We start from the raw sequence: 25908 nt of genomic DNA on the forward strand, positions 1-25908 counted from the left end.
CGCATTCCCGTGCCCCGACGCTACGATTCCGACGACATCGACGATCTCGACGACGACACCCCGACCGGTGACGGCCCCTCTTGGCGCAGCCGCCTGATCACCTGGAGCATGGCCGCCTTCGCGCTGGGCCTGGGCTTCCTGATTCCGTACACGCTGTACCTGAACCAACAGGTGACCCAGCGTTTCGGTGAACTGCGCTGGCAGATTCCCACGCGTGTGTACGCGCGCCCGCTGGTCGTGGTGCCCGGCAAGGCGATGGACGCGGCCACCCTGAAGACCGAACTGGCGGCCTCGGCCTACCGCGATGACGGCCAGGGCAAGGAACCGGCCACCTACGCGGTGCAGGGTGGTCGCTTCACCATTTCCAGCCGCGGCTACAACGATGTGGATGGCCGCGTGGCCCCGCGCCGGGTGGAACTGACCCTGTCCGGCGGCAGCATCGCCTCGCTGCGCGACGCCGACAGCCGCAAGGCGCTGAAGGCCGCGCGCCTGGACCCGGCGCGTATCGCCACCTTGTACGGGCAGAAGCAGGAAGAACGGCGCCTGGTGCGCATGGATGAAGCGCCCGACCTGCTGGTGACCGGCCTGCAGGCGGTGGAGGACAAGGACTTCAACCGCCACCACGGCATCGATCTTTCCGGCATTGCCCGCGCCGTGTGGGTCACGATCCGTTCCGGCGGGCAGAGCCGCCAGGGTGCTTCCACGCTTACCCAGCAGCTGGCCCGCAGCGGTCTGCTGGGCATCGGCAAGGAACAGACCGTCACCCGCAAGTTCAATGAAGTGCTGTACGCGCTCATCATGGAAGCGCGCTACGACAAGCGCACCATCTTCGAGGCCTACCTGAACCAGGTGTACCTGGGCCAGCGCGGCAGCCAGGCGATCCACGGCATGTCCTCGGGCGCGGAATTCTGGTTCGGCCGCGATCTGTCGTCGCTGGAAACCGAACAGGTCGCGCTGCTGATCGGTCTGGTGAAGGGGCCGTCGTACTACGACCCGCGTCGCAACCCGGAACGCGCGCTGGACCGCCGCAACTTCGTGCTGGGCAAGCTGCACGAGGCGGCGCTGATCGACGATGCCGAGTACCAGCGTGCGCTGAAGGCGCCGCTGGGCGTGCCGAAGACGCCCGGCCTGGTGGCAGCCAACCGCTTCCCGGCTTATGTGGATCTGGTGCGCCGCCAGCTGGGCCACGATTACCCCGAAGCCGCGCTGCAGGGCGCCGGGCTGAGCGTGATGACCGGCATGTCACCGTCGGCCCAGGCGTATGCCGAGGGCGCAGTGACGCGCACCATCAAATCGCTGGAAAGCAAGCGCCGCCCGGAACTGCAGGCCGGCATGGTGCTGACCGACGTGCACAACGGCGACGTGCTGGCCGTGATCGGCAGCCGCGAGGTGTCCGAGGTCGGCTTCAACCGCGCCATCGAGGCACAGCGTCCGGTGGGTTCGTTGCTGAAGCCGTTCGTCTATCTGCTGGCGCTGGCCCAGCCGGACCGCTATTCGCTGGCGACCTGGGTGGATGATTCACCGGTGACCGTGCAGCTGGGCCGTGGCCGCAACTGGAGCCCCGGCAACGCTGACAATCGCAGCCATGGCACGGTGCGCCTGATCGACGCGCTGGCCCATTCCTACAACCAGGCCACGGTGCGCGTGGGCATGCAGGTGGGGCCGGAACGGGTGACCCAGCTGATCCACGTGCTGGCTGGCCTGAAGGCCGAGGCCAACCCGGCGGTCATCCTGGGCTCGACCGACCAGAGCCCCTACGCCATGGCCCAGCTGTACCAGTTCCTGGCCTCCGGCGGCGAGATCCAGCCGCTGCACGCCGTGCGTGGCGTGCTGGACCCGCAGGGCAAGCTGCTCAAGCGCTATGACAAGACCCCGGCGCCGGCGCAGGAAGGCGATTCGATTGCCGCCAACCTGATCAGCATCGGCCTGCAGCAGGTGGTGGCCAGCGGCACGGCCCAGCGCCTGAATGCCGACGGCCTGGGCCGCCTGCAGCCGGCCGGCAAGACCGGCACCACCAACGATGGCCGCGACAGCTGGTATGCCGGTTACACCGGTGACCACCTGGCGGTGATCTGGATGGGCAACGACAAGAACGAGCAGGCCGGCCTGTACGGCGCGACCGGCGCCATGCGGGTGTGGTCGGGCATCTTCCAGCGCCTGCCCAGTGCCCCGCTGAAGGTCAGCAACAAGGGTCTGGACTGGCAGCCGGTCGCCGCCACCGGTACCAACAGCACCGATGAAGGCTGCCCCGGCGCGCGTCGTTTCCCGTTCGTGGTGGGCTATGCCCCGGCCTACGCGCCCTGTGCGCCGGCCAGCGTGCCCGAAGAGCAGGGCGGCGAAAGCGAAGGTGGCGGTTGGCGCAGCTGGTTCGGCCTGGACCGCAAGCCCGATCCGCCCGCCGAACCGGCCGCTGTCCCGGCCACCACGACCCCTTCCCCCAGCCGGTGATGCCGATGAACCTTCGAACCCTGTATGCGCCGATGGCCCTGGCCACCCTGAGCCTTGCCCTGGCGGCCTGCATGAGCAGTGCGCCGCAGGTGGTCAAGCCGGTGGACACCACCACCCCGGCACAGCGTCTGGCCGCCGTGGATGCGGCTGCGGGCCCGGACGACAAGGAACTGTCGGTGCAGCCGCTGCGTGATTCGCAGGTGGAAGACCTGCGCCAGGCGGCGTTGGCACAGCGCCAGGGCAATGATCTGGCCGCTGCGGCCGGCAGCCTGGACCAGGCGCTGCAGATCGTGGCCGGCGACCCGTCGGTGCTGCAGGAACGTGCCGAGATCGCGTTGCTGCAGGGCCAGTGGGCCGAGGCTGAGACGTTCGCGCGCAAGGCGGTGGACCTGGGGTCGAAGACCGGGCCGCTGTGCCGGCGCCACTGGGCGACCATCGAGCAGGCGCGACTGGCGCGTGGCGAGAAGGAAAACGCGGTATCGGCGCATGCGCAGCTGGAAGGCTGCACCGTGCCGGGGATCAAGCGGTACTGAGTTTCCAGCCAACGGCGCAGCCCCTCGTGGCTGGCTGGCGGTAGAGTCGACTGTTAGTCGACTGACACTGAGGGTTGGCCGGGCGGGTGGGTTGCGCAGGGGACGCTGCAAGTACGTCCCTGTAAGCTCGTAGGCGCCATCCATGGCGCCTGCGCCCCTGCGCAACCCACCCGCCCGGCCTCTGACAGTTTCCGTGTGCGTCCAGCCACGGAAAAGAAAAAAGCAGATCAAAAGCGGGTCGCGCGCTGCGCGCACTCGCCAGGGGGTCGGATCCGTTTTCCGCAGGAAAACGGCTCCGACCCCTTCTTTTCGGTTACTCACACCGCTTCTGGATCCAGTCGAGCAAGCTCGACTCTACGAAGCATGTCCGTCCGTCACCAGGAACCCGTCGAGGGTGGGGCGGACGGGAGAGGCAGGACCGCAGGCGCCATGGGCCCGAGGCATGCCTCGGGCGGGTTTGGCAGGACGCCCAACCCCGGACTTGCCGTGTGCGCAGGACAGCGCACGCGAGCAAGGCGCCTACGAGCCCCCATGGAAGGGTTTACGGCGTGTCCTGCCTCTCCCGTCCGCCCCGCCCAGCACGCAGCAACCCAGAGCCAGGCACTCATGCTGTTGCTGTTGCTTTGGCTTGAAACGGGTGCCGGGCAGCGCCCGGCCCGGTATCCTTTCCCTCTGATGTCCGACCTTGTCCACGCCAGCCGCGAGGCCCTCAGCGACGGCGGCGCGCTCGCCTCGCACCTGGATGCGTTCGTGCCGCGCCCTGCGCAGCTGCGCCTGACCGAGGCCATCGCCGATGCGCTGCAGCAGCGCGATCTGCTGCTGGCCGAGGCGGGTACCGGCACCGGCAAGACCTTCGCCTATCTGGTGCCGGTGCTGCTGTCCGGGCTGCGCACCATCATTTCCACCGGTACCCGCGCGCTGCAGGACCAGCTCTACCACCGCGATCTGCCGCGCGTGCGCCAGGCGCTGGGCGTGGGCCTGCGCAGTGCGCTGCTGAAGGGCCGCGCCAATTACCTGTGCCGCTACCGCCTGCAGCAGGCGCGCGGCGAGCCGCGCTTTTCCAGCCCGGAACAGGCCGCGCAGTTCCAGCGCATCCTGGCCTGGTCCGGTCGCTCCGAATTCGGCGATATCGCCGAGCTGGATGGCCTGGCCGACGATTCACCGCTGTTGCCCATGGTCACCTCCACCGTGGACAACTGCCTGGGCACCGACTGCCCGTTCTGGGATGACTGTTTCGTGGTGCGCGCGCGGCAACGCGCGCAGGCCGCCGATGTGGTGGTGGTCAACCATCATCTGCTGCTGGCCGACCTGGCCCTGAAGCAGGATGGTTTCGGCGAGCTGCTGCCGGGCGCGCAGGCCTTCGTCATCGATGAGGCCCACCAGTTGCCTGAACTGGCGGCGCAGTTCTTCGGCGAAGGCTTCGGCATGCGCCCCTGGCAGGAACTGGGGCGCGACTGTCTGGCCGAAGCGCGCGGTGTGGGCGGGGCGCAGGCCAGCCTGCAGGACGGCGTTGATCAGTTGCAGCAGGCACTGCTGGCCTTGCGCCTGGCCATGGAAGGGTTGCCGCAACGGGGCACGCAGTGGCGTGCGCTGGCGATGCCGCAGGTGCGCGACGGCTTCGACACTGTGATGAGCTGCCTGGTGGCCCTGGAGCAGACCCTGCAGCCGTTGCGCGATGCCGCCGCGGGCCTGGATGCCTGCCATGCACGGGCACGTGAAGCGGTTTCGCGTCTTGCGCGCTGGCTGGGCGAGGACGAGCCGGTGCTCGATTTCGATGCCGACCCAAACGATGCACCGGCCGCAGCCGATGTGCTGTGGTATGAGCTGACCCCGCGCGGCTTCCGCTGCCAGCGCACGCCGATGGATGTGTCCGGCCCGTTGCGCGAGCACCGCGAGCGCAGCCGCGCCGCATGGATCTTCACCTCGGCCACGCTGACCGTGGGCGGGGGCTTCGACCATATCGCCACGCGGCTGGGGCTGGATGATCCGCATACGCTGGTCCAGCCCAGTCCGTTCAACTGGCCCGAGCAGGCGCTGTGCTACCTGCCCGAGGGTCTGCCCGATCCGGCCGCGCGGGGCTTCGGTACCGCCTTGATCCAGGCCCTGCAGCCGGTGCTGCGCGCTTCGCAGGGCAGGGCGTTCCTGCTGTTTGCTTCGCACCGCGCGTTGCGCGAGGCCGCCGAAGCGCTGCGCGATGGGCCGTGGCCCTTGTTCGTGCAGGGCGAGGCGCCGCGTGCGACCCTGCTGCAGCGCTTCCGCGAATCGGGCAACGGCGTGCTGCTGGGCTCGGCCAGTTTCCGCGAAGGCGTGGATGTGGTGGGCGAGGCGCTGAGCGTGGTGGTGATCGACAAGCTTCCCTTCGCCGCCCCCGATGACCCGGTGTACGAGGCCCGTCTGGAAGCGATCCGCAGCCAGGGGGGCAATCCGTTCCGCGACGAGCAGTTGCCGCAGGCGGTGATCGCGCTGAAGCAGGGCGTGGGCCGGCTGATACGCAGCGAGACCGATCGCGGCGTGCTGGTGCTGTGCGACCCGCGCCTGCTGAACCGGGGCTACGGCCGCGTGTTCCTGTCTTCGCTGCCGCCGTTCCGGCAGACCCGCGCGCTGGCCGATGTCCAAGCCTTCTTTGCGCCACAATGGACGCCCGTGGCCGAGGACGCTGCCCCGCCGGCGCCGGCCACAGCGGCGCCCGAGCCTGCTGCGGGCCCACTGCCGGCCCCCGGTGCCACGTTCCCCTTGTTCTGAGCTGACCCGATGAAACTGCTCGCCTTTGAAACCGCCACCGAAGCCTGTTCCGTTGCCCTGCATGTGGACGGGCAGGTGCTGGAACGCTTCGAGATCGCCCCGCGCCGGCACGCCGAGCTGAGCCTGCCCTGGGCCGAGGCATTGCTGGCCGAGGCAGGCATCAGCCGCCGCCAGCTGGATGGCATCGCGCTCAGTCGCGGCCCCGGTGCATTCACGGGTGTGCGCCTGGCCATCGCCATTGCGCAGGGCATTGCGCTGGCGCTGGACCGCCCGTTGCTGCCGGTGTCGACGCTGCAGGTGCTGGCGCTGCGCGCGCCGGCCGATGAAGCGCAGATTCTGTCGGTAATCGATGCGCGGATGGGCGAGGTGTACGCCGCGCGCTTCGAGCGCGTGGACGGCCTGCCGGTGGCCTGCGACGCCGAGCGCGTGTGCGCGCCCGCGGCTGTGACGCTGCCGGATGGGCTGCAGGCGTACGGTGTGGGCAGTGGCTTCGCTGCCGCCGACGGCGCACTGGTGGCGCAGCTGGGTGCTGGCTTGCGCGGATTCGATGCAACGGCATTGCCGCGTGCGTCCGAAGTGCTGACCCTGGCGGTACCCGCCTTCGCGCGTGGCGAAGCGATTGCCGCCGAACGCGTTGAACCGGCGTACCTGCGCGACAACGTAGCGCTGACCCTGGTCGAGCAGCAGGCCGCCCGCGAGGCGAAGGCGAAAGCCAACGGCTGAGCCCCTCGTGGCGGGGATCGGTAAAGTCGACTGTCAGTCGACTGCAACAGCCGAGTTTGGCCGGGCGGGTAGGTTGCGCAGGGGACGCTGCAAGTACGTCCATGTAAGCTCGTAGGCGCCATCCATGGCGCCTGCGCCCCTGCGCAACCCACCCGCCCGGCCATTGACAGTTTCCGTGCGCGTCCGCCACGGAAAATCAAAAAAAAATAAAATCAAAGTCAGAAGCGGATCGCTTCGCTCGCATCCACGCATGGCGTGGATCTACCGTGTCGACCAAGGTCGACACCTACCAGAGGCGAAGATGCGCCGCGATCTGTCAGAGGTGGGGCGGTGTGGGCTTGCAGGACCGCAGGCGCCATGGATGGCGCCTACGAGCCTCCAGGGATGGATTTACGGCGTGTCCTGCAAGCCCACACCGCCCCGCCAAGCCCAGACCCTCTACCGCTGCTCTGGCTGTTGCCGTTGCCCTGGCTCTGCAGCGGGTCCCGGGCCGCAGGCCCGGGCAACAAAACCCTACCGGTCGTCGCGCAGTTCGCCGCCGGGCAGGAACACCCACGTGCGGGTTACCTGCAGGATATCCACGCCGTCATCGGTCTTCGGCAACGCCGGGAACGGCTGCGCCAGCTTCACCACCCGCAATGCCGCCTCATCCAGCAATGGCGTGCCGCTGGATTTCAGGATGCGGCTGCTTTCCACGCTGCCATCGCGACGCACGCCCACGCTGATCACCACCTGGCCACCCAGCCGGCGCTGCCGCGCTTCGTCGGGATAATTCAGATTGCCGACCTGCTCGGCCCGGTCCACCCAGGCGCGCAGGTAATTGGCGTAGGCATACTCGCGGGTGCTGGCCGAAACGAACTTGCGGTTCGGTCGCTTCGCATACTGCGCCGAGCGCAGATGAACCTCGGCAGCCAGCCGCGCCATTTCCGCATCGCGCTGCTCGCGCGCGGTCATCGGCGCGTCCGGGGTCGGTTCCAGTGGGGTGGGGCGGGCCTGCGCCTGCGCCACCTGGTCCTGGCCGTTGCGGCTGCTCACCACCCGCGCCTGCGGCGGCGGCACCGCTGCGGCCGATTGCTGCTGCTGCGGCACCGGGCTCACGCCCGCCTGCGCCTGCGGCACCACGCCGGTCTGGTTGTCGCGCGGGCGCTGGGCGCGGTCATGCTCGCCGCCACCCTCCTGGTTGGCGGCGGCCAGGAAATCGGCCTGCTTGGGCGTCAGTGCCGTGCGGGTCTGGCTGAAGATCACCTCCAGGGTGGGCACCAGTGGCGCATCCCCCTTCACCGCAAAGCCCACCCCCAGCACCAGCAGCACATGCAGCAGCACCGACAGGGCCAGGGTGGCGGCCAGCCGCTGTGCTTCGCGCGGCGGCGGGGCCAGCACGGCGGACACGGCTTCCATCAGCGCAGGCCGGCCTCGATCGCATCGAACAGGGTGCCGGCGATGTTCAGCCCGTACTGCGCATCCAGTTCGCGCACGCAGGTCGGGCTGGTCACGTTCACTTCGGTCAGGTAGTCACCAATCACGTCCAGGCCGACGAAACGCATGCCGCGGCGCTTCATTTCCGGGCCCACCTGGGCAGCAATCCAGCGGTCGCGTTCGCTCAGCGGGCGGCCTTCGCCACGACCACCGGCGGCCAGGTTGCCGCGGAACTCATCGCCCTGCGGAATGCGCGCCAGGCAGTAATCCACCGGCTCGCCGTCGACCAGCAGGATGCGCTTGTCGCCGGCAGTGATGTCGGGAATGAACTTCTGGGCCAGCGCCAGCTTGCGGCCGCCGTCGGTCAGGGTTTCCAGAATCACGTTCAGGTTGGGATCGCCCTGGCCGCTGCGGAAGATCGAGCGGCCGCCCATGCCGTCCAGCGGCTTCAGCACGGCCTGGCCGTGCTCCAGCGCGAACGCCTTCAGCGCCTTGGCATCGCGGCTGACCAGGGTGGGCGGGCAGCACTGCGGGAACAGCAGGGCGGCCAGCTTTTCGTTGTAGTCGCGCAGGCCCTGCGGGTTGTTCACCACGCAGGCGCCGGCGGCGGCGGCCAGGTCCAGCACCTGGGTGTCGTAGATGAATTCGGCATCGACCGGCGGGTCCTTGCGCATCAGCACCACCTGGCCGGGCCCGAACACGGTGCGGCTGAATGCGCCCAGCTCGTACCAGCCGGCCGGATCGTCGCGCACCTGCAGCGGGGCAGTACGGGCCACCGCCACGCCGCCTTCCAGGGCCAGCCCGCCCGGCTGCACGTAGTGCAGGGCGTGGCCACGGCGCTGGGCTTCCAGCAGCATGGCAAACGTCGTGTCCTTGGCGATCTTGATGTGGGCGATGGGATCCATCACCACGATGACATTCAACGGCATGGGCGCACCTTCAAGGCAAGGCGCTGATGGTAGCGGCAACGCCCGCCCCGTGCCTGCCCCGTGGCCTGCAACGCTGCGTCCCCGAACCGGCGGCCGGGCCCGGTTCTGCGCAGTGTCTGCCAAACCGGTCACGTTCAGCCGGGCGCCACGCCAAGCCCGGTGGGACGGCCTTGAAGCGGGCGCGGAAAGTGCGATATAGATACGCTTTCGCAGCGGCACCCAACCTAGAAGGGCCGCGCGCTTGGGGAATGGCAATGACTGAAAACATGACTGCGGGCGGGGAACTCGCAGGACTCCGGGTGATGGTCATCGATGACTCGAAGACCATCCGCCGGACCGCGGAAACACTGCTCAAGCGCGAAGGCTGCGAGGTGGTGACGGCGACCGATGGCTTCGAAGCACTGGCCAAGATCGCCGACCAGCAGCCGCAGATCATCTTCGTCGACATCATGATGCCGCGGCTGGATGGCTACCAGACCTGTGCCCTGATCAAGGGCAACCAGCTGTTCAAGTCCACCCCGGTCATCATGCTGTCCTCCAAGGATGGCCTGTTCGACAAGGCGCGCGGGCGCATCGTCGGCTCGGAGCAGTACCTGACCAAGCCTTTCACGCGTGAAGAACTGCTGGGTGCCATCCGCACATACGTCAACGCCTGACCAGGGGGAAAGGCACAATGGCTCGTATCGTTCTGATCGAGGATTCACCGACCGACCGCGCGGTGTTCACCCAGTGGCTGCGCCGTGCCGGCCACGAGGTGCTGGAAGCGGACAATGCCGAAGAGGGCCTGCAGCTGGTCCGCGACCAGGTGCCGCAGCTGGTGCTGATGGACGTGGTGCTGCCGGGCATGAGTGGTTTCCAGGCAACCCGGGCGATGGCCCGCGATGCGGCGATCAAGCACATCCCGGTCATCATCGTCAGCACCAAGGCGATGGAAACCGACAAGGCCTGGGGCCTGCGCCAGGGCGCAGCCGATTACATCGTCAAGCCGCCGCGCGAAGAAGAGCTGATCGCGCGGATCAACGAACTGGTGGCCTGATGCGTTCGCCTTTCGACATTCTTGAAGCCTACGAGCGGCGCAGCCTGGCCCATGCGGTGCAGCTGCCCGAGCGCCAGTTCGCCCAGGACCTGTGGCGCGGCGTGGGCTACCGGGTCGGCCAGCGCCGGCTGGTGTCCGATTTCCGCGAAGTGGTGGAAATCGTACCGATGCCGCCGGTTACCCCGGTGCCATGCGCACAGCCGTGGCTGCTGGGCGTGGGCAACCTGCGCGGCAACCTGTTCCCGGTGGTCGATCTGAAGTACTTCCTGGAAGGTGCGCGCACCGTGCAGCAGGAAGGCCAGCGCGTGCTGATCATGCGCCAGGCCGGCGGCGACGTGGCCCTGACCATCGATGAACTGTTCGGCCAGCGCAGCTTCGAGCTGGCCCAGCAGATCGATGCCGGTCGCCTGGCCGAGGGCCGCTATGGCCACTTCGTAGATCGCGCCTTCCACGCCGATGGCCACGAATGGGGCGTGTTCTCGCTCTCGTTGCTGTCGCGCACCCCTGAATTCCGGCAAGCCGCGGCCTGAGGCCGGGCAACGCCCCCTGTATTGAACCTCGAGGTTGAACGATGAGTACTGCTTCGGACGCCACCAAGACCGGCAAGCTGCGGCTGGGCGGCAGCAACCTGTGGCTGGCCCTGCTGTTGCTGTCCATGGTCCTGTTCGGCCTGAACACGGGTGTGGCCACCTGGCAGGGCAGCCGCCTGGCCGATGCCGGCTCCAAGGCCGCCGACCTGCAGGTGCTGTCACAGCAGCTGGCCAACCAGGGCCGTGATGCCGTGGGCGGCAACGCGCAGGCGTTCACCGCCTTCAAGGCCACCCGCAACGCGATCGAACAGAACGTGTCCACCCTGCAGGGCCGCTACGGCAGCGAGCCGGGCGTGTCCAAGGCCATCGGCACCCTGGCCGAGACGTGGGCGCCGCTGGGCAAGCAGGCCGGCCAGCTGGTGGCCAGCGAACCGGCAGTGCTGGCCCTGGCCGGCAACGCCAACAATTTCACCGGCGCCGTGCCGGGCCTGCAGGCGCAGCTCAATGAACTGGTGCGGGCGATGTCCGCCTCGGGCGCCCCCGCTTCGCAGGTGTACAGCGCGCTGCAGCAGGTGGTGGTGGCTGGCACCATGGCCCGCCGCGTGACCGAAATGCGCGCCGGCGGCAGCGGTGCCGCCAGTGCCGGCGATGCGCTGGCTCGCGATATCACCGTGTTCTCGCAGGTGCTCGACGGCCTGCGCAACGGCAACGAAGAGCTGGGCATCACCGCCGTGCGCGGCGCCGGCGCGGTGGCTGCGCTGGAACAGTCGCAGCAGAAGTGGGAGGCGATGAAGCAGGACGCCGACGCGATCCTGGCCAGCTCGCGCCAGCTGTTTGCCGCGCAGTCGGCCGCCACGGCCCTGGGCCAGGGCTCGGTGCGCATGCTCGACGACAGCCGCAAGCTGTTCGAAGCATTCTCCTCGTTCGGCTCGGTGTCCGACACCCGCCTGTTCCCGAATTTCTGGATCGGCGTGGTATCGGGTGCGCTGTCGCTGATCGCGATCATCGGCTTCGTCTCCACCAACGTGCGCAGCCGTTCGCGTGAACAGGAGCTGCGCTACCAGACCCAGGTGGAGTTCAACAGCCGCAACCAGCAGGCGATCATGCGGCTGCTGGACGAAATCAGTTCGCTCGGTGAGGGCGACCTGACCGTGAAGGCGTCGGTGACCGAAGACATGACCGGCGCGATTGCAGACGCAATCAACTACGCCGTGGATGAACTGCGCCACCTGGTGACCACCATCAACGACACCTCGGCCAAGGTGGCCGTGTCCACCCAGGAAACCCAGGCCACGGCCATGCAGCTGGCCGAAGCGGCCGGCCACCAGGCCAACCAGATCACCTCGGCCTCGGACCGCATCGGCGAAATCGCCGCCAGCATTGAACAGGTGTCGCGCAACTCGGCCGAGTCGGCCGACGTGGCACAGCGCTCGGTGGTGATCGCCGCCGAAGGTGCCGGCGTGGTGCGCGAAACCATCCAGGGCATGGACCAGATCCGCGACCAGATCCAGGAAACGTCCAAGCGCATCAAGCGCCTGGGTGAGTCGTCGCAGGAAATCGGCTCGATCGTGGAACTGATCAACGACATTTCCGAACAGACCAACATCCTGGCATTGAACGCCGCCGTGCAGGCCGCGTCGGCCGGTGAAGCCGGCCGCGGTTTCGCGGTCGTGGCCGACGAAGTGCAGCGCCTGGCAGAACGTACCTCGGGCGCGACCCGACGCATCGAAAACCTGGTGCAGGCCATTCAGGCCGATACCAACGAAGCGGTCACCTCGATGGAACAGACCACCGCTGAAGTGGTGTCCGGTGCCCGCCTGGCCGAAGACGCCGGTACGGCGCTGACCGAAATCGAGCGCGTATCCAACGCCCTGAACACCCTGATCAAGAACATCTCGATCGCCGCCCAGCAGCAGTCCGCTGCGGCCTCGGACATCACCCGCACCATGGGCGTGATCCGGCAGATCACCGGCCAGACCTCGCAGGGCGCCGGCCAGACCGCCGAATCGATCGGCCACCTGGCACAGCTGGCCGCCGATCTGCGTCGTTCGGTGGCCGACTTCAAGCTGCCGGCGTGACCGCGGCAGGGCGGCGAGCAAGGAACCAGTCGATGAAGCATTTCCATTCCCCAGGCCACGGTCCGCGCGGTATGCGCGCGGCGGCGACCGGAGCGCACCGATGAGCAGCAGTCTGCGCGACGCCATGAGCCATGCAGCGCTGGGCTGGGTCAAGCCCGAGCTGGACGAGACCCTGCGCCTGGTGCGCAACGAGGTCGAGTACTTCGTGGAAGACCCGGCCGATGGCAGCCGCATGCGCATCTGCGCCGGTTACCTGCACCAGGTGCAGGGCACCCTGCGCATGGTCGAACTGTATGCACCGGCGATGGTGGCCGAGGAACTGGAGCAGCTGGCCGTGGCCGTGGGCGAAGGCCGCGTTGCCGACCGCGACGAAGCCTGCGCCACCCTGATGCGTGGCAGCGTGTTGCTGCCCGACTACCTGGAGCGCCTGCAGAACGGCCACCGCGATATTCCGATCGTGCTGATGCCGCTGCTGAACGAAATCCGCGCTGCGCGTGGCGAAGAAGGCGTCAATGACAGCGTGCTGTTCGCCTTCGCACCCGACAGCGTGACCGCCACCGAGGCCGAGCTGGACCACGCCCGTGGCAGCCTGAGCGGGCGCAACCGCGAGCTGCTGGATACGGTGGGCAGCGCGGTGAAGGAAGAGCTGCTGCAGGTGAAGGATGCACTGGACCTGCACCTGCGCACCGGCGGCGCGCCGCAGCAGTTGCAGGAACAGGTGATCAAGCTGGGTGCCGTGGCCGATACCCTGGGCATGATGGGCCTGGGCGCCGCGCGTGGCGTGGTCGTGCAGCAGCGCGATGCACTGCTGGGCGTGGTCGAAGGCCGCCAGCAGATCGATGAAGACCTGCTGCTGGATATCGCCGGTGCCCTGCTGTACGTGGATGCATCGCTGGACGACCAGGTCGCCCATCTGGGCGCCGGTGGCAGTGGCGAAGACGATCCCAGCGCCGTGGAAAACCGCCGCACGGTGGAAATCCTGGCGCACGAAGCCATCGCCAACTTCGCCGCCGCGCGCGAGCATTTCGTTGCCTTCATCGAGACCAGCTGGAACCACGGCGAACTGCAGGACGTGCCGCGCCTGCTGGGCGACGTGTCCGGTGCGCTGCGCATGCTCGACCTGGGCACTGCCGCCGACTACCTGCGCGGTGTGCAGCAGTACATCGAAGCCGAACTGATCGGCCGCCAGCGCGTGCCCAGCGGGCGCCAGCTGGACACCCTGGCCGATGCCATGGCCAGCCTGGAGTACTACCTGGAAGCGCTGCGCGACCGCCGTCCGGGCCGCGAAGACATCCTGGACATCACCCGCAGCAGCCTGGAGGCGCTGCGTTACTGGCCGCTGCCCGAGCGCGCTGCGCCGGCCGTCGCCGAGGCCGCTGACGCCCAGCCCGACCCGGTGCTGCGCGAGGCCGTCGCGCTGCCCGCGGCCGCCCTGCAGGTCGAGCCGGTGCAGATCGCGGTGCAGCCCGCCGCACCGGCGCCGGGCGACGTGCCGGTGCCGCTGCCTGATTTCACCTTCGATCCGCCGCCGGCAGAACCGGTTGCCGAAGCCGATGCCCAGTCGCTGGTATTCGGCGCGCTGGAACTGGCCGATACCGATGCCGTGCCTGCCGCTGCGCCTGCAGACAGCGCCCCGCTGCTGTTCGCCGCATCCAGCGCACCGCCGCCGGCCGTGCCGCAGTGGGAGCTGGGCAGCCTGGACCACGCCGCGGACAGCGTGCCCGCCGAGCCGATGGCCGAAGAGGACGCGCGTGCGCCGACTTTCGCCAGCTTCGATCCAGTCAGCTATGAAGCCGATGCAGATGCAGGCGATGCGTCCAGCGCGTCGCACTGGTCGCTGACGGCTGCATCGCTGCAGGTGGCCGACGGCACGGCGCATGTCCACGGTGATGCCGAGGACAGCGTGGCCTTGGCCGAATGGGACGACGCCCCGGCGGTGTCGTCCTCGGTGGCTTCCTCGTTCGACCCGGTGGCCGCAGAGCAGGACGGCCTGGCCGTGGCAGGCGACGACGTGGTGTTCCACTTCGACGCCAGCGAACTGGACAATGCCGAGCACGTGCTGTCGCTGGATGCGATGGAGACGCTGTCGCTGGACGAAGCGCCCCACCTGGACGCAACCCTGGACATCGTCGACGCTGCGCCGCTGGCCGAGGCCGCCGAGGACGCGGAGCCGGCGATTGTCGACGCCCTGATCGAAGCCGAGCCCGGCGCCGAAGCCGAAGCCGAAGCGCCGGTGCTCGCCGACGCCGAACCGGTCGCCGTGGCCACCATCGAGGTGGACACCATCGCGCCGATCGATTTCAGCGAGGCCGATGCGCAGTTCCTGGCCGAACTGAGCGCTGCGGCGGCGGAGTTCAATCCGCACCCGGAAGCGGCCCCGGCCGTTGAACCGGTGGCCGTTGCCACCGGCGCTGCCGAGGTCGGCATCGAAGGCGGCTTCGAAGACGATGCCGAGAACATCGACCAGGACATCCGCGAGGTGTTCCTGGAAGAGTTCGACGATGAACTGCAGAACCTGGGCACGCTGCTGCCGCCCTGGCGCATGCAGCCGGACAACATGGACCGGCTGCGGCCGATCCGCCGCATCTTCCACACGCTCAAGGGCAGCGGCCGTCTGGTCGGTGCACGTACGCTGGGCGAATTCGCCTGGAAGATCGAAGGCTTGCTGAACCGCGTACTGGACGGCACCCGCCCGGCCACGCCGGCGGTGCTGGCCATGGTCGACCACGCGCACGCGGCGCTGCCGCAGTTGAACGCCGCGCTGCGCCACGGCCAGCGCATCACCGTCGATCTGCAGGCCATGCAGGCCATCGCCGACCGCGTCGGCGCCGGTGAAGAAACCTTCTACGTGCCGTTGCCGGGCGCAGCAGCGCCGGTCGCCGAAGCGCCGGTGGCGGACGTGCCCAGCGAAGACATCGCCGTGCCGGTGGACGCGCTCGACAGCGACGTTGCCGAGCAGGCCGCTGAACCGGCTGCCGAGGTGGTCGAGGCCGTTGGCACCCCTGCGCAGATCGACAGCGTGCTGCAGGAAATCCTGGAAGCCGAGGTGGAGCTGCACCTGGCCACGTTGCAGGGTTGGCTGCAGGACGCACAGCAGGCACCGCACGCGGTGACCGACGCGCTGCTGCGCGCGGTGCACACCATGAACGGTGCGTTCGCGATGACCGAGGTGCCGGAAATCACCGCCGTCACCGGGGCGGCCGAGTCGTACATCAAGCGCGCCCTGGCCGCGCAGGCCGTGCCAGCGGAAGAGGGCGTGTCGGCGCTGCTGGACACCGCGTCGGCCATTGACGGCACCATGACCGCACTGCAGGCCGAACAGCCGCGCATCGTGCCGCATGATGCGCTGGCGCAGCGCCTGCAGGCGCTGGCTGCCGCGCTGCCCGAAGCGCGCTGGCCGGTGCTGGAAATGGAGGATGACGACGCCGACGATCTGGCCATCGATGCAGACGACGCGGCACCGGCGCAGACGGACGAAACGTCGGCCGATGCGCTGGCCGACATCGAACCGGTGCTGCCGGTTGAAACCGAGCTGGAACGCGTTGAACTGACCGGTGGCGAAGATCTTTCGCCGTTCTTCGATGCCGGCTGGCCCGCGCTGCCGCAGGTCGCGGAAGGCGCCGATGTGGCCGAACTCGAGCGCGAAACCAGCGCCGACGCCGATGTCGACGCTGCGCAGCCCGCGGAAGTGGAAGCGGCGGTGGTTGCAGAGGTGACGGCGACGCTGCCCGATGCCCCGGCCGACGCCGATGACGCCGATCTGACAGGTGCTGATGATCTGTCGCCCTACCTGGACGCCAGCGCGTTGCCGGTGGACGACAGCGATGTTGAGGACGTGGCCGAACCGGCGTCGATTGACGTAATCGACGCGGTGGCAGCGGCGCAGGCGCACGACGAAATCGCGCTGTACGACGAAGAAGATGAACAGGCGCTCGACAGCACGCTGGCGAGCCTGCACGATGATATGGCTGCGCCCGGCTTTGCCGAGCCGGTCACCCTGGAGGCGGCGCTTGAAGCCGGCCTGCATGTGATCGAGCCGGAACCCGCGCAGGACGAGCGGGCCGACTGGCCCGTGCTCGGCCTGCAGGCCAGCGAACTCGCGCCCGGTGAGGCTGATGCCTTCGCCGAGGCTGCGGACGTCGGCGGGGAGGCGGCGGTCGGTGAAGGAGAGAGCGCCGACCTGCCGTCCCCGGCGACGGTGGATGCAGACGTGTCCGAAGCGATTACCCCCGCGCCGGCACCGTTGTTCGAACTGGAAGACGCACCGGGGCAGGGCGCGTACGCGGCTGCGGCCGTCGAACCCGTTGTCGAGGCCAACGCAGATGTCACCGCTGCCGTGCCTGCCACCGACAGCAGCGGGCAGGAAGACGCCCCCAGCGACCAGCTCGACTTCAGCGTGTACGACCGCGAGCTGGTCGATATCTTCGTGGAAGAAGGCAACGACCTGCTCGACCATTGCGACGGGCTGATCAGCGAGCTGCGCGAAGCGCCGCAGGACCGCGAGGCCCTGGCCGGCCTGCAGCGCGATCTGCACACGCTCAAGGGCGGCGCACGCATGGCCGGCATCAACGCCATCGGCGACCTGGGCCACAGCATCGAATCGCTGCTGGAAGCCGTGGCCGCCGGCCGCACCGAGATCGAACGCCCCGACGTACACCTGCTGGAACGTGGCTTCGACCGCCTGCACCAGCTGCTGACCCGTACCGGCGAACACCGCACGGTGGAGCCGGCGCAGGACCTGCTGGATGCATTCGAAGCCCGCACCCGCGTGGATGCCGGCAGCGCCGTTGTTGCTGCCAGCAGCGAAGCGGAATCGAACGTTGTACCCGTGGCGCCGCTGGCCCTGGCCGATGCACCGCTGTCGGCACCGCTGCCGGTGGAAGGGACGCCGGACGAAGATCCGCTGGCCCGCCCGCAGCAGGAGCAGGTGCGCGTACGCGCCGATCTGCTGGATCGCCTGGTCAACCATGCCGGTGAAGTGGCGATCTACCGTTCGCGCCTGGAGCAGCAGCTCGGGGCGTTCCGCGGTGCGATGGGCGAACTGGAGCGCACCAATGCGCGACTGCGCGACCAGCTGCGCCGACTGGACCTGGAAACCGAAGCGCAGATCGTCGCGCGTTACCAGCGTGAACAGGACCAGGCCGATCAGAAGTTCGATCCGCTGGAACTGGACCGCTTCTCCACCCTGCAGCAGCTCAGCCGCGCGCTGAACGAATCGGCAGCCGACCTTGGCGGCCTGCAGGGCGTGCTGGACGATCTGTCGCGCCAGTACGATTCGCTGCTGCAGCAGCAGTCGCGCGTCAGCTCGGAACTGCAGGATGGCCTGATGCGCGCGCGCATGGTGCCGTTCGATGGTCTTGTGCCGCGTCTGCGCCGCGTGGTGCGCCAGGCCGGCATTGATACCGGCAAGCAGGTGCACCTGACCCTGGAAGGCACCCACGGCGAACTGGACCGCAACGTGCTCGACCGCATGGTCGCGCCGCTGGAACACATGCTGCGCAATTCGGTGGCCCACGGTCTGGAAGCGCCGGAGCAGCGCCGCAGCGCCGGCAAGCCGGAGGAAGGCGAGGTTGCCATCCGCCTGCACCGCGAAGGTTCGGAAATCGTGCTGGAAGTGGCCGATGACGGTGCCGGCCTGGACCGCGAAGCGATCCGCCGCCGCGCCATCGACCGTGGCCTGCTGGGCGCCGATGCGCAGCCCAACGAGCAGGAACTGGACAACCTGATCTTTGCCTCCGGCTTCTCCACCGCCGACCAGGTCAGCCAGCTGGCCGGCCGTGGCGTGGGCATGGACGTGGTGCGCAACGAAGTGCGCCAGCTCGGCGGCTCGGTCGACATCCAGTCGGTGCGTGGCCAGGGCGTGCGCTTCACCCTGCGTCTGCCGCAGACGCTGGCCGTCACCCAGGCCGTGTTCGTGCAGATTGGCGAAACCACCTTCGCCGTGCCGGTGGCTTCGGTCAGTGGTATCGGCCGCCTGTCGCGCGAGCGTTTCGAAGCGGCCGACAGCAGCTACCGCTACAGCGGCGAAGAATTCCCGCTGTACGACCTGGGCAGCCTGGTCGGCCAGGCACCGGCCCGTGCCGATGGCCAGGACCAGGTGCCGCTGCTGCTGGTGCGCGCCGGCGACCTGCGCGCGGCCGTGGCCATCGACCAGGTGCTGGGCAACCGCGAAATCGTGGTCAAGCCGGTGGGCCTGCAGATCGCCTCGGTACCGGGCATCTACGGTGCAACCATCACCGGCGATGGCCGCGTGGTGGTCATCCTGGACGTGGCGCCGCTGGTGCGCCGTTACCTGGCCAACCCGATCGTGCCGGTGCAGGACAACGCACCGCGCCAGGAACGGCAGGTGCCGCTGGTGATGGTGGTCGACGACTCGCTGACCATGCGCAAGGTGACCGGCCGCATCCTGGAACGCCACAACTTCGAAGTAAGCGTGGCCCGCGACGGCGTGGAAGCACTGGAGCAGCTGGAAGAGCGCGTGCCCGACCTGATGCTGCTGGACATCGAGATGCCGCGCATGGATGGCTACGAGCTGGCCACCGCGATGCGTGCCGACCCGCGCTACAAGGACGTGCCGATCGTGATGATCACCTCGCGCAGCGGTGACAAGCATCGCCAGCGCGCCTTCGAGATCGGCGTGCAGCGCTACCTGGGCAAGCCGTACCAGGAGCTGGACCTGATGCGCAACGTGTACGACCTGCTGGGGATCGCCCGTGTCCGTGAGTGATGTGAATCCGGTTCCGGCCGTTGCCCTGCTGGCCCGCCCGGGCGCGGCGCGCGAGCGCCTGCGCGAAGCCCTGGCCCATGCCGATGTGCAGATCGTGCTGGAAGATGATCCCAGCGGCCTGGAACCGCGGGCGCTGGCCGATGCACAGCCGCAGTTCGTGGTGATCGCCCTTGAGGCGGCCATCGAGGACGCCCTGGAGCGCCTGGAGCCGGCCTTGTCCGCGCCGGGGCTGACCCTGGTGTTCGACGAGGCCGAACTGGCCGCGCGCCGTGACGGCTGGGAAGCCCAGCGCTGGGGCCGCCACCTGGCGGCCAAGCTGCACGGCCACCAGCAGGTACTGCCGCCCGGCGCCGAAGACGAGCCCAGCCTGCAACTGGAACCGGGCCTGCCGTCCACGCCGCCGCAGCCGCAGGATGCCGCGCTGCAGCCGCACCTGGACCAGGCGCTGTCGTGGGCCGATGACGTGCCGGCCGATGGCCTGTACTCGCCTCCGGCCGACCTGCATGAGCCCATCGCGCTGGAACAGGCACTGGCCGCGCTGCAGCCGGTGCTGCCCGAGCCGCCGCTGCCGGCCGAGGTTGCCGAAGACATCGCGCCGCCGGTGGTCGAACCGCCGCCGGTGCCGTCGGTCGCGCTGGGCGACCACACCGCCTGGTCGCTGGTGGATGAACCCGCCAGCGCGCCGGCCCCGACCACCGCGGCATCCGCCGCTGCATCGCCGTCCACCTTCGATACCGACCACCTGAGCCTGGTGGACCTGGATGCAGCGCTGCCCGCCGGCGCCCGCGCCGGTGCGCTGCTGGTGCTGGCCGGTATCGGCGGTCCCGATGCGCTGCGTCGCCTGCTGGGCGCGCTGCCGGCCGACCTGAGCGTGCCGGTGCTGGTGCACATGCGCCTGGACGGTGGCCGCTACGGCAACCTGGTCAAGCAGATGGCGCGCGTTTCGCCGCTGCCGGTGCAGCTGGCCGAACCGGGCCAGCGCGCCGTACCCGGTGAAGTGCACGTGCTGGCCGATGATCTGGGCGTGCAGGCGGCCACGGACGGGCTGTACTTCCAGACCCGTGCGCAGGGCATCGCGATCGACGCCCTGTCGCCGGCGCATACCGCCGTGGTGCTGCTCAGCGGCGCCGACCTGGCCCATGTGGGGCCGGCACTGGACCTGGCCGCCGCTGGCGCCTGGGTGGCCGGACAGGTAGGCGAGGGCTGTTACGACCCGGCTGCGGCCACGGCCGTGGTGGCTGCCGGCATGGTCGCCGGTGAACCGCAGGAACTGGCGCAGGCGATCGCCGCGCGCTGGGGCCGGCACGACGATGACGGAGACGCAGCATGAGTTACGCCAGCAATGATGAGATCCGCGGCGTCCTGATCCAGGCCGGTGGCGAGCGGGTGCTGCTGCCCAACGCCACCGTGGCCGAAATGATGTCGCGCGTGGCGATCGAACCGATTGCCGACGCGCCGCGCTGGCTGCTGGGGCAGATTGCCTGGCACGGCTGGCAGGTGCCGCTGCTGTCGTTCGCGCGCCTGACCGGCCTGGGCGACGAAGTGGTGGGCGGGCACAACAAGGTGGTGGTGCTGAAGGCACTGAGCGGCAACGCCCAGCGCCCGTACTACGCGCTGCTGACGCAGAACTTCCCGCAGCTGATCTCGGTGCCGCGCGACGGTCTGCTGGCCGACGCGTCGGAAGAAACGTTGCCCGATATCGTGCACATGCGGGTGCTGCTGGGCGAAAAGAGCGCCCTGCTGCCGAACCTGGATGCGCTGGAAAGCGCGCTGGATTCGCTGGCCGCCTGATCCGGCGGCTGCGCGCGCTCGGTAGGTGCCGACCTTGGTCGGCACTTCGCTCGCGGAACGCGCCCCTTACCCCAGATCCCCCAGCCGCGCCTGCAATGCCGCAATCGCGGCCAGGCCGGCGGTTTCCGTGCGCAGGATGCGCGGCCCCAGCTGCAGGCCCTGGAAACCGGCCTGGGCCAGCTGATCGCGGTCACGCGGCGACCAGCCGCCTTCGGGCCCGATGGCGATCACCACACCCCCCGCCGGTGCGGCCTGCAGCGTGGACAGGCGGTGGCTGCCCAGCGGGTCCAGGGTCAAGCGCAGGGTGTCGGCCGGCAACGCTGCCGTTGCCTGTGCCAGCGACAGGGGTGTGCCCACCGCCGGAATGCGTGCACGCCCGGACTGGCCACAGGCCGAGGTCACCACGTTGTTCCAGTGCGCCACGCGCTTTTCCGCGCGGGCGGCGTCCAGCTTCACCTCGGTACGCTCGGCATTGACCGGCACGATCGCGGCCACGCCCAGTTCGGTGGCCTTCTGCAGGATCAGGTCCATCTTCTCGCCGCGCGCCACGCCCTGCAGCAGGGTGATGGCCAGCGGCGATTCGTTGCCGACGGCCTGCACGCTGTCGATGCGCACCTGTACCTCGCGCTTGCCGGCCACGGTCAGCACGGCGCTGTAGTCGTGGCCATCGCCATTGAACAGCACGCAGGCATCGCCTTCGCGCAGGCGCATCACCCGTACCAGGTGGTTGGCGGTGTCTTCGGGCAGCGTCAGGGTCTGGCCGCTGTGCAGCGGCAGGTCGATGGGACAGCGGGTCACGCGCATGCAATTGCCTCGTCGATGGCTGCCAGCGTGGTGTGGGCCAGCAGTTCCAGTTGTTCGTCGTCCACACAATACGGTGGCATCCAGTACAGCACATCGCCCAGCGGGCGCAGCACCACGCCACGTTTCAGCGCCGCCTTGTAGGCGTGCAGACCCAGCCGCAATGCCGGGTCGAACGGCGTGCGGCGATCGCCGTTGCGCGACAGTTCAAATGCCACCACCATGCCGGCCTGGCGTACGTCGGCCACGTGCGAGTGGTCGGCCAGCGGCGCGGCCAGGGCGCCCATCACCGAGGCGATGCCGCGGTTGCGGGCAATCACGTCCTCGTCGCGGAAGATGTCCAGCGTGGCCAGGGCGGCCGCGCACGCCAGCGGGTTGCCGGTATAGCTGTGCGAGTGCAGGAACGCGCGCTCGCGTGAATCGTCCAGGAAGGCGTCGTACAGCGCCTGCGTGGCCAGCACCGCGGCCAGCGGCAGGAAGCCGCCGGTCAGGCCCTTGGACAGGCACATCAGGTCGGGCATCACCCCGGCCTGTTCACAGGCGAACAGGGTGCCGGTGCGGCCAAAGCCGGTGGCGATTTCATCGGCGATCATGAACGCACCGTGTGCGTCGCACAGCTCGCGCACCCGTTTCAGATAGACCGGGTCGTGCATGCGCATGCCGCCGGCGCACTGCAGGCGCGGTTCCAGGATCACCGCGCAGATTTCGCCCGGGTGCTGGTCGAACAGCGTGGCCAGACCGTCGGCGGCCTGCAGGGCGCGCTCAGCGGCGCTCTGTCCGGGCTCGGCCAGGTAGGCATCGGGCGAGGGCGCGAACAGGCCCTCGGCCAGCAGCGGCGCATACACGCGGCGGTACAGCGGGATATCGCCCAGCGCCAGCGCCCCCAGGGTTTCGCCGTGGTAGCCGTTCTCCAGCGCGATGAAACGCGTGCGCCGGCGCTCCCCGCGGTTCTGGAAATACTGGAAGGCCATCTTCAGCGCCACTTCCACCCCGGCCGAGCCGTTGTCGGCGAAGAACACCTTGGCCAGCGGATCGCGCCCGGCCTGGCGCGGTGCCAGCGCCAGCAGGCGCTCGGCCAGGGTGATCGCCGGTTCATGGCTGAACCCGGCCAGCATCACCTGCTCCAGCTGCCCCGCCTGGGCGGCAATGGCGCCGCCGATGCGCGGTTCGGCGTGACCGAACAGGTTTGTCCACCAGCTGCTGACCGCATCCAGGTAGCGGTTGCCATCGTGATCGATCAGCCAGGCGCCCTGGCCGCGCGCGATCGGCACCAGCGGCAGGGTGTCCGGGTGCTCGCGCATCTGCGTGCAGGGGTGCCAGAGCACCTGCAGGTCGCGTTGCCGCCACTGCCGGGCCAGCGGGGAAGGGGTTGGGTCTGCTAGCATTTCGGGCTCATGAACATGTTGCTGCCTGCCCATTCTATCGGCCCCGGCGCGCGCGCCGCCCGCCGTGGAGAGTCCGAATGACCGATGACCGCGCCAGCCGTCGCCTGCCGATCATCCATCGGATCACCGACGAGGAAAACGGCCCGTTCCAGCGCCAGCACCTGGACCTGGAGTTTTCCAACGGCGAACACCGGCGCTTCGAGCGCCTGGTCAGCCGCGGCCATGGCGCGGTGGTGGTGGTGCCGATGCTGGATGACCAGACCGTACTGCTCGTTCGTGAATACGCCGCCGGCGTGCACCGCTACGAACTGGGCCTGGTGAAGGGCCGCATCGATGCGGGTGAAACCCCGGAACAGGCCGCCGACCGCGAGCTGAAGGAAGAGGCCGGTTACGGTGCGCGGCGCGTGGACGTGCTGCGCGCGATGACCCTGGCGCCGACCTACATGAGCCACCAGTCGTGGCTGGTGGTAGCCCGCGACCTGTACCCGGAAAAGCTGGCGGGTGATGAGCCCGAAGAGCTGGAAGTGGTGCCGTGGAAGCTGGCCGAGCTGGACCAGCTGATGCTGCGCGAAGACTTCTCCGAAGGCCGTTCGCTGGCCGCGCTGTTCATCGCGCGGCAGTGGCTGCAGGCGGCACGATGATCAAGCTGACCACCGAACTGCGCGAGACCGCCATCGCCATCGCCCAGGAAGCAGGGCAGGCGATCATGCAGGTCTACAGCAGCGGTTTCGACGTGACCCTGAAGGCCGACGACAGCCCGGTCACCGCGGCCGACCTGGCCGCCGACCGTGTCATCCAGCAGGGCCTGCGCCAGCTCACCCCGGATCTGCCGATCCTTTCCGAAGAATCGGCGCTGGTGCCCTGGGAACAACGCCAGCACTGGGGCGCCTACTGGCTGGTCGATCCGCTGGATGGCACCCGCGATTTCGTCAAGCGCAACGGCGAGTTCAGCGTCAACATCGCGCTGATCTACCAGGGTGCACCGGCGTTCGGCGTGGTGCAGGCGCCGGTCACCGGCATCGTCTGGCACGCCATGCGCGGTGAACTGGCCTACCGCCGCCAGGGCCTGCACGACACCGTGCTGCGCACGCGCAGCCCGGCCGCGACCCCGTTGCGGGTGGCGGCCAGCCGTTCGCACCGCTCGCCGGAAACCATCGCGCTGCTGCAGCGCATGGGCGACATCGAAACCGTGGTGCAGGGCTCGTCGCTGAAATTCTGCCGCATTGCCGAAGGCGGGCTCGACGTCTACCCGCGGCTGGGGCCCACCTCGGAATGGGACACCGCCGCCGGCCAGTGCGTGCTGCACGCGGCGGGCGGTGCCGTGCTGTCGGCGCGTACCGGCAAGCCCTTCCGCTACAACCGCCGCAGCACGCTGCTCAATGGCGATTTCATCGCCCTGGGCGACACCAGCCTGCCGTGGCGCGACTGGTTGACCGACTGAACCTGGAGGCTGCATGAGCGATACCCCCACCGCCGGCAGTGCCGCCAGCACCGAACTGGAGCGCCTGCTGGGCATCATGGCGCGCCTGCGCGATCCGCAGGGCGGCTGCCCGTGGGATCTGCAGCAGGATTTCAGCACCATTGCGCCGTACACCATCGAAGAGGCCTATGAAGTAGCCGATGCCATCGATCGTGGCGACTTCGATGATCTGTGCGATGAACTGGGCGACCTGCTGCTGCAGGTGGTGTTCCATGCGCGCATGGCCGAAGAGCAGGGCAGCTTCGCCTTCGCCGATGTCGCCCGCGCGATCAGTGACAAGATGCAGCGCCGCCACCCGCACGTGTTCGCCGATGTGAACGTGGACGACGCCGATGGCGTGATGCGCAACTGGGATGCGATCAAGCGTGCCGAACGTGCGGCCAAGGGTGACCAGGATGGCTCGGCGCTGGCCGGTATCTCGCGCGGCCTGCCCGAATGGCAGCGTGCGGTGAAACTGCAGGCACGCGCCGCGCGGGTCGGCTTCGATTGGCCCGGCCCGTTGCCGGTGCTGGACAAGGCCGCCGAGGAACTGCAGGAACTGCGCGAGGAGTTCGAGCGCGGTGATGTTGCCGGCAACAAGGCACGGCTGCAGGAGGAACTGGGCGACCTGCTGTTCGTCTGCGCCAACCTGGCCCGCCATGCCGATATTGATCTGGGCGCGGCGCTGCGCGGGGCCAACCACAAGTTCGAGCGCCGCTTCCGCGCCATGGAAGCGCAGGCCGAGGCGCAGGGTGAAGCGCTGGCGGGGTTGGACCTGGATGCGCAGGAAGCCCTCTGGCAGCACGCCAAGGCCGCGGAAAAAGCGTGAAAACGCTGGGCCTGTTCCTGCTGACCGCGCTGGCCGAGATTGTCGGCTGCTATCTGCCGTGGCTGTGGCTGCGCAAGGGCGGCAGCGCCTGGCTGCTGCTGCCGGCGGCGGCCAGCCTGGCCCTGTTCGCCTGGCTGCTGACCCTGCACCCCACCGCCAGCGGGCGCGTTTACGCCGCTTATGGTGGCGTGTACATCGGCACCGCGCTGTTCTGGCTGTGGCTGGTCGACGGCATCCGCCCCAGCCCCTGGGATCTGCTGGGCGCCGCCCTGTGCCTGGCCGGCATGGCCGTGATCATGTTCGGCCCGCGCGCCGCCACCCCGTGAACGGTAGAGTCGAGCTTGCTCGACTGCTTCTGCTCTTTCGTAGAGTCGAGCTTGCTCGACTGCTGGGAATTGTAGAGTCGAGCTTGCTCGACTGCTTTTGCTGGAAACAGTCGAGCAAGCTCGGCTCTACCGAAGCCTGGAGGCAGTCGAGCATG

19 protein-coding genes are annotated in these 25908 nt (G+C 68.9%); 15 read left to right on the forward strand and 4 right to left on the reverse strand.

Annotated features, from left to right (window positions below):
* Nucleotides 1–9: 9 nt before the first annotated feature.
* From mrcB to tsaB, 4 genes are all read left to right on the forward strand, one after another.
* Nucleotides 10–2448 carry a penicillin-binding protein 1B gene (mrcB, locus tag G4G00_RS08730; protein WP_108753899.1) on the forward strand — a complete coding sequence of 813 codons (2439 nt, stop codon included), beginning with the start codon at nt 10–12 and terminating at the stop codon, nt 2446–2448.
* Nucleotides 2448–2981: a hypothetical protein gene (locus G4G00_RS08735; protein WP_164272680.1), complete on the forward strand. Its 534-nt coding sequence runs from the start codon at nt 2448–2450 to the stop codon at nt 2979–2981. Before mrcB ends, G4G00_RS08735 begins: the two co-directional genes overlap by 1 nt.
* A gap of 675 nt (nt 2982–3656) precedes the next feature.
* A complete protein-coding gene (locus G4G00_RS08740; protein WP_108753897.1) occupies nt 3657–5723 on the forward strand; it encodes an ATP-dependent DNA helicase in 2067 nt (688 codons plus the stop codon).
* Between the two features lie 9 nt (nt 5724–5732).
* Nucleotides 5733–6446, forward strand: a complete 714-nt coding sequence (gene tsaB, locus G4G00_RS08745) for a tRNA (adenosine(37)-N6)-threonylcarbamoyltransferase complex dimerization subunit type 1 TsaB (RefSeq protein ID WP_164272683.1) — start codon at nt 5733–5735, stop codon at nt 6444–6446.
* 513 nt (nt 6447–6959) lie between these two features.
* On the opposite strand, the gene G4G00_RS08750 is transcribed toward tsaB, so the two are convergent.
* Both G4G00_RS08750 and gshB read right to left on the reverse strand, forming a co-directional pair.
* The gene (locus G4G00_RS08750; RefSeq protein WP_108753895.1) at nt 6960–7844 is read right to left on the reverse strand and encodes an energy transducer TonB; all 885 of its coding nucleotides are present in this window, start codon (nt 7842–7844) and stop codon (nt 6960–6962) included.
* On the reverse strand, nt 7844–8791 hold the full coding sequence (gshB, locus tag G4G00_RS08755) for a glutathione synthase (RefSeq protein WP_108753894.1): 948 nt from the start codon (nt 8789–8791) through the stop codon (nt 7844–7846). Before gshB ends, G4G00_RS08750 begins: the two co-directional genes overlap by 1 nt.
* 254 nt (nt 8792–9045) lie before the next feature.
* On the opposite strand from gshB, the gene pilG reads away from it, so the two are divergent.
* The 7 genes from pilG (at nt 9046) to G4G00_RS08790 (ending at nt 20953) form a co-directional block, all read left to right on the forward strand.
* Nucleotides 9046–9447: a twitching motility response regulator PilG gene (gene pilG, locus G4G00_RS08760; protein ID WP_042614342.1), complete on the forward strand. Its 402-nt coding sequence runs from the start codon at nt 9046–9048 to the stop codon at nt 9445–9447.
* Nucleotides 9448–9464: 17 nt separating this feature from the next.
* The gene (locus tag G4G00_RS08765; protein ID WP_049466295.1) at nt 9465–9827 is read left to right on the forward strand and encodes a response regulator; all 363 of its coding nucleotides are present in this window, start codon (nt 9465–9467) and stop codon (nt 9825–9827) included.
* The gene (locus G4G00_RS08770) at nt 9827–10357 is read left to right on the forward strand and encodes a chemotaxis protein CheW (RefSeq protein WP_108750815.1); all 531 of its coding nucleotides are present in this window, start codon (nt 9827–9829) and stop codon (nt 10355–10357) included. Before G4G00_RS08765 ends, G4G00_RS08770 begins: the two co-directional genes overlap by 1 nt.
* A gap of 41 nt (nt 10358–10398) precedes the next feature.
* Nucleotides 10399–12435 (forward strand): methyl-accepting chemotaxis protein, encoded by a 2037-nt coding sequence (locus G4G00_RS08775; protein ID WP_164272686.1) that lies wholly within the window; start codon nt 10399–10401, stop codon nt 12433–12435.
* 100 nt (nt 12436–12535) lie between these two features.
* Nucleotides 12536–19162 carry an Hpt domain-containing protein gene (locus tag G4G00_RS08780; RefSeq protein ID WP_164272689.1) on the forward strand — a complete coding sequence of 2209 codons (6627 nt, stop codon included), beginning with the start codon at nt 12536–12538 and terminating at the stop codon, nt 19160–19162.
* Nucleotides 19149–20492, forward strand: a complete 1344-nt coding sequence (locus tag G4G00_RS08785; protein WP_164272692.1) for a chemotaxis protein CheB — start codon at nt 19149–19151, stop codon at nt 20490–20492. The genes G4G00_RS08780 and G4G00_RS08785 overlap by 14 nt, the downstream gene beginning before the upstream one ends.
* On the forward strand, nt 20489–20953 hold the full coding sequence (locus G4G00_RS08790) for a chemotaxis protein CheW (protein WP_108750812.1): 465 nt from the start codon (nt 20489–20491) through the stop codon (nt 20951–20953). The genes G4G00_RS08785 and G4G00_RS08790 overlap by 4 nt, the downstream gene beginning before the upstream one ends.
* Before the next feature lie 66 nt (nt 20954–21019).
* On the opposite strand, the gene G4G00_RS08795 is transcribed toward G4G00_RS08790, so the two are convergent.
* Together G4G00_RS08795 and bioA are read right to left on the reverse strand one after the other, a co-directional pair.
* A complete protein-coding gene (locus G4G00_RS08795) occupies nt 21020–21757 on the reverse strand; it encodes a 16S rRNA (uracil(1498)-N(3))-methyltransferase (RefSeq protein ID WP_164272695.1) in 738 nt (245 codons plus the stop codon).
* The gene (gene bioA / locus G4G00_RS08800) at nt 21748–23139 is read right to left on the reverse strand and encodes an adenosylmethionine--8-amino-7-oxononanoate transaminase (protein ID WP_240336102.1); all 1392 of its coding nucleotides are present in this window, start codon (nt 23137–23139) and stop codon (nt 21748–21750) included. Before bioA ends, G4G00_RS08795 begins: the two co-directional genes overlap by 10 nt.
* A gap of 77 nt (nt 23140–23216) precedes the next feature.
* Here bioA and nudE point away from each other — a divergent pair, with 77 nt between their 5' ends.
* The 4 genes from nudE to G4G00_RS08820 are packed head-to-tail and all read left to right on the forward strand — an operon-like array spanning nt 23217 to nt 25753.
* On the forward strand, nt 23217–23780 hold the full coding sequence (gene nudE / locus G4G00_RS08805) for an ADP compounds hydrolase NudE (RefSeq protein ID WP_108750809.1): 564 nt from the start codon (nt 23217–23219) through the stop codon (nt 23778–23780).
* A complete protein-coding gene (cysQ, locus tag G4G00_RS08810) occupies nt 23777–24580 on the forward strand; it encodes a 3'(2'),5'-bisphosphate nucleotidase CysQ (RefSeq protein WP_108750808.1) in 804 nt (267 codons plus the stop codon). Before nudE ends, cysQ begins: the two co-directional genes overlap by 4 nt.
* Nucleotides 24581–24593: 13 nt before the next feature.
* Nucleotides 24594–25427, forward strand: coding sequence for a nucleoside triphosphate pyrophosphohydrolase (gene mazG, locus G4G00_RS08815; protein ID WP_108753887.1), 834 nt, complete (start codon nt 24594–24596; stop codon nt 25425–25427).
* Nucleotides 25424–25753, forward strand: coding sequence for a YnfA family protein (locus tag G4G00_RS08820; RefSeq protein WP_164272701.1), 330 nt, complete (start codon nt 25424–25426; stop codon nt 25751–25753). The genes mazG and G4G00_RS08820 overlap by 4 nt, the downstream gene beginning before the upstream one ends.
* The last annotated feature ends 155 nt before the right edge of the window (nt 25754–25908 follow it).

The sequence above is a fragment of the Stenotrophomonas sp. B1-1 genome, assembly GCF_010894375.1.
In the GTDB taxonomy this organism is placed as follows: Bacteria; Pseudomonadota; Gammaproteobacteria; order Xanthomonadales; family Xanthomonadaceae; genus Stenotrophomonas.

Excerpts from the sequence above, each read along its gene's own strand:
- G4G00_RS08735 (WP_164272680.1), top strand. The coding sequence starts at position 2,448 with ATGCCGATGAACCTTCGAACCCTGTATGCGCCGATGGCCCTGGCCACC.
- G4G00_RS08740 (WP_108753897.1), top strand. The coding sequence starts at position 3,657 with ATGTCCGACCTTGTCCACGCCAGCCGCGAGGCCCTCAGCGACGGCGGC.
- tsaB (WP_164272683.1), top strand. The coding sequence starts at position 5,733 with ATGAAACTGCTCGCCTTTGAAACCGCCACCGAAGCCTGTTCCGTTGCC.
- G4G00_RS08750 (WP_108753895.1), bottom strand. The coding sequence starts at position 7,844 with ATGGAAGCCGTGTCCGCCGTGCTGGCCCCGCCGCCGCGCGAAGCACAG.
- gshB (WP_108753894.1), bottom strand. The coding sequence starts at position 8,791 with ATGCCGTTGAATGTCATCGTGGTGATGGATCCCATCGCCCACATCAAG.
- pilG (WP_042614342.1), top strand. The coding sequence starts at position 9,046 with ATGACTGAAAACATGACTGCGGGCGGGGAACTCGCAGGACTCCGGGTG.
- G4G00_RS08765 (WP_049466295.1), top strand. The coding sequence starts at position 9,465 with ATGGCTCGTATCGTTCTGATCGAGGATTCACCGACCGACCGCGCGGTG.
- G4G00_RS08770 (WP_108750815.1), top strand. The coding sequence starts at position 9,827 with ATGCGTTCGCCTTTCGACATTCTTGAAGCCTACGAGCGGCGCAGCCTG.
- G4G00_RS08775 (WP_164272686.1), top strand. The coding sequence starts at position 10,399 with ATGAGTACTGCTTCGGACGCCACCAAGACCGGCAAGCTGCGGCTGGGC.
- G4G00_RS08780 (WP_164272689.1), top strand. The coding sequence starts at position 12,536 with ATGAGCAGCAGTCTGCGCGACGCCATGAGCCATGCAGCGCTGGGCTGG.
- G4G00_RS08790 (WP_108750812.1), top strand. The coding sequence starts at position 20,489 with ATGAGTTACGCCAGCAATGATGAGATCCGCGGCGTCCTGATCCAGGCC.
- G4G00_RS08795 (WP_164272695.1), bottom strand. The coding sequence starts at position 21,757 with ATGCGCGTGACCCGCTGTCCCATCGACCTGCCGCTGCACAGCGGCCAG.
- bioA (WP_240336102.1), bottom strand. The coding sequence starts at position 23,139 with ATGCTAGCAGACCCAACCCCTTCCCCGCTGGCCCGGCAGTGGCGGCAA.
- nudE (WP_108750809.1), top strand. The coding sequence starts at position 23,217 with ATGACCGATGACCGCGCCAGCCGTCGCCTGCCGATCATCCATCGGATC.
- cysQ (WP_108750808.1), top strand. The coding sequence starts at position 23,777 with ATGATCAAGCTGACCACCGAACTGCGCGAGACCGCCATCGCCATCGCC.
- mazG (WP_108753887.1), top strand. The coding sequence starts at position 24,594 with ATGAGCGATACCCCCACCGCCGGCAGTGCCGCCAGCACCGAACTGGAG.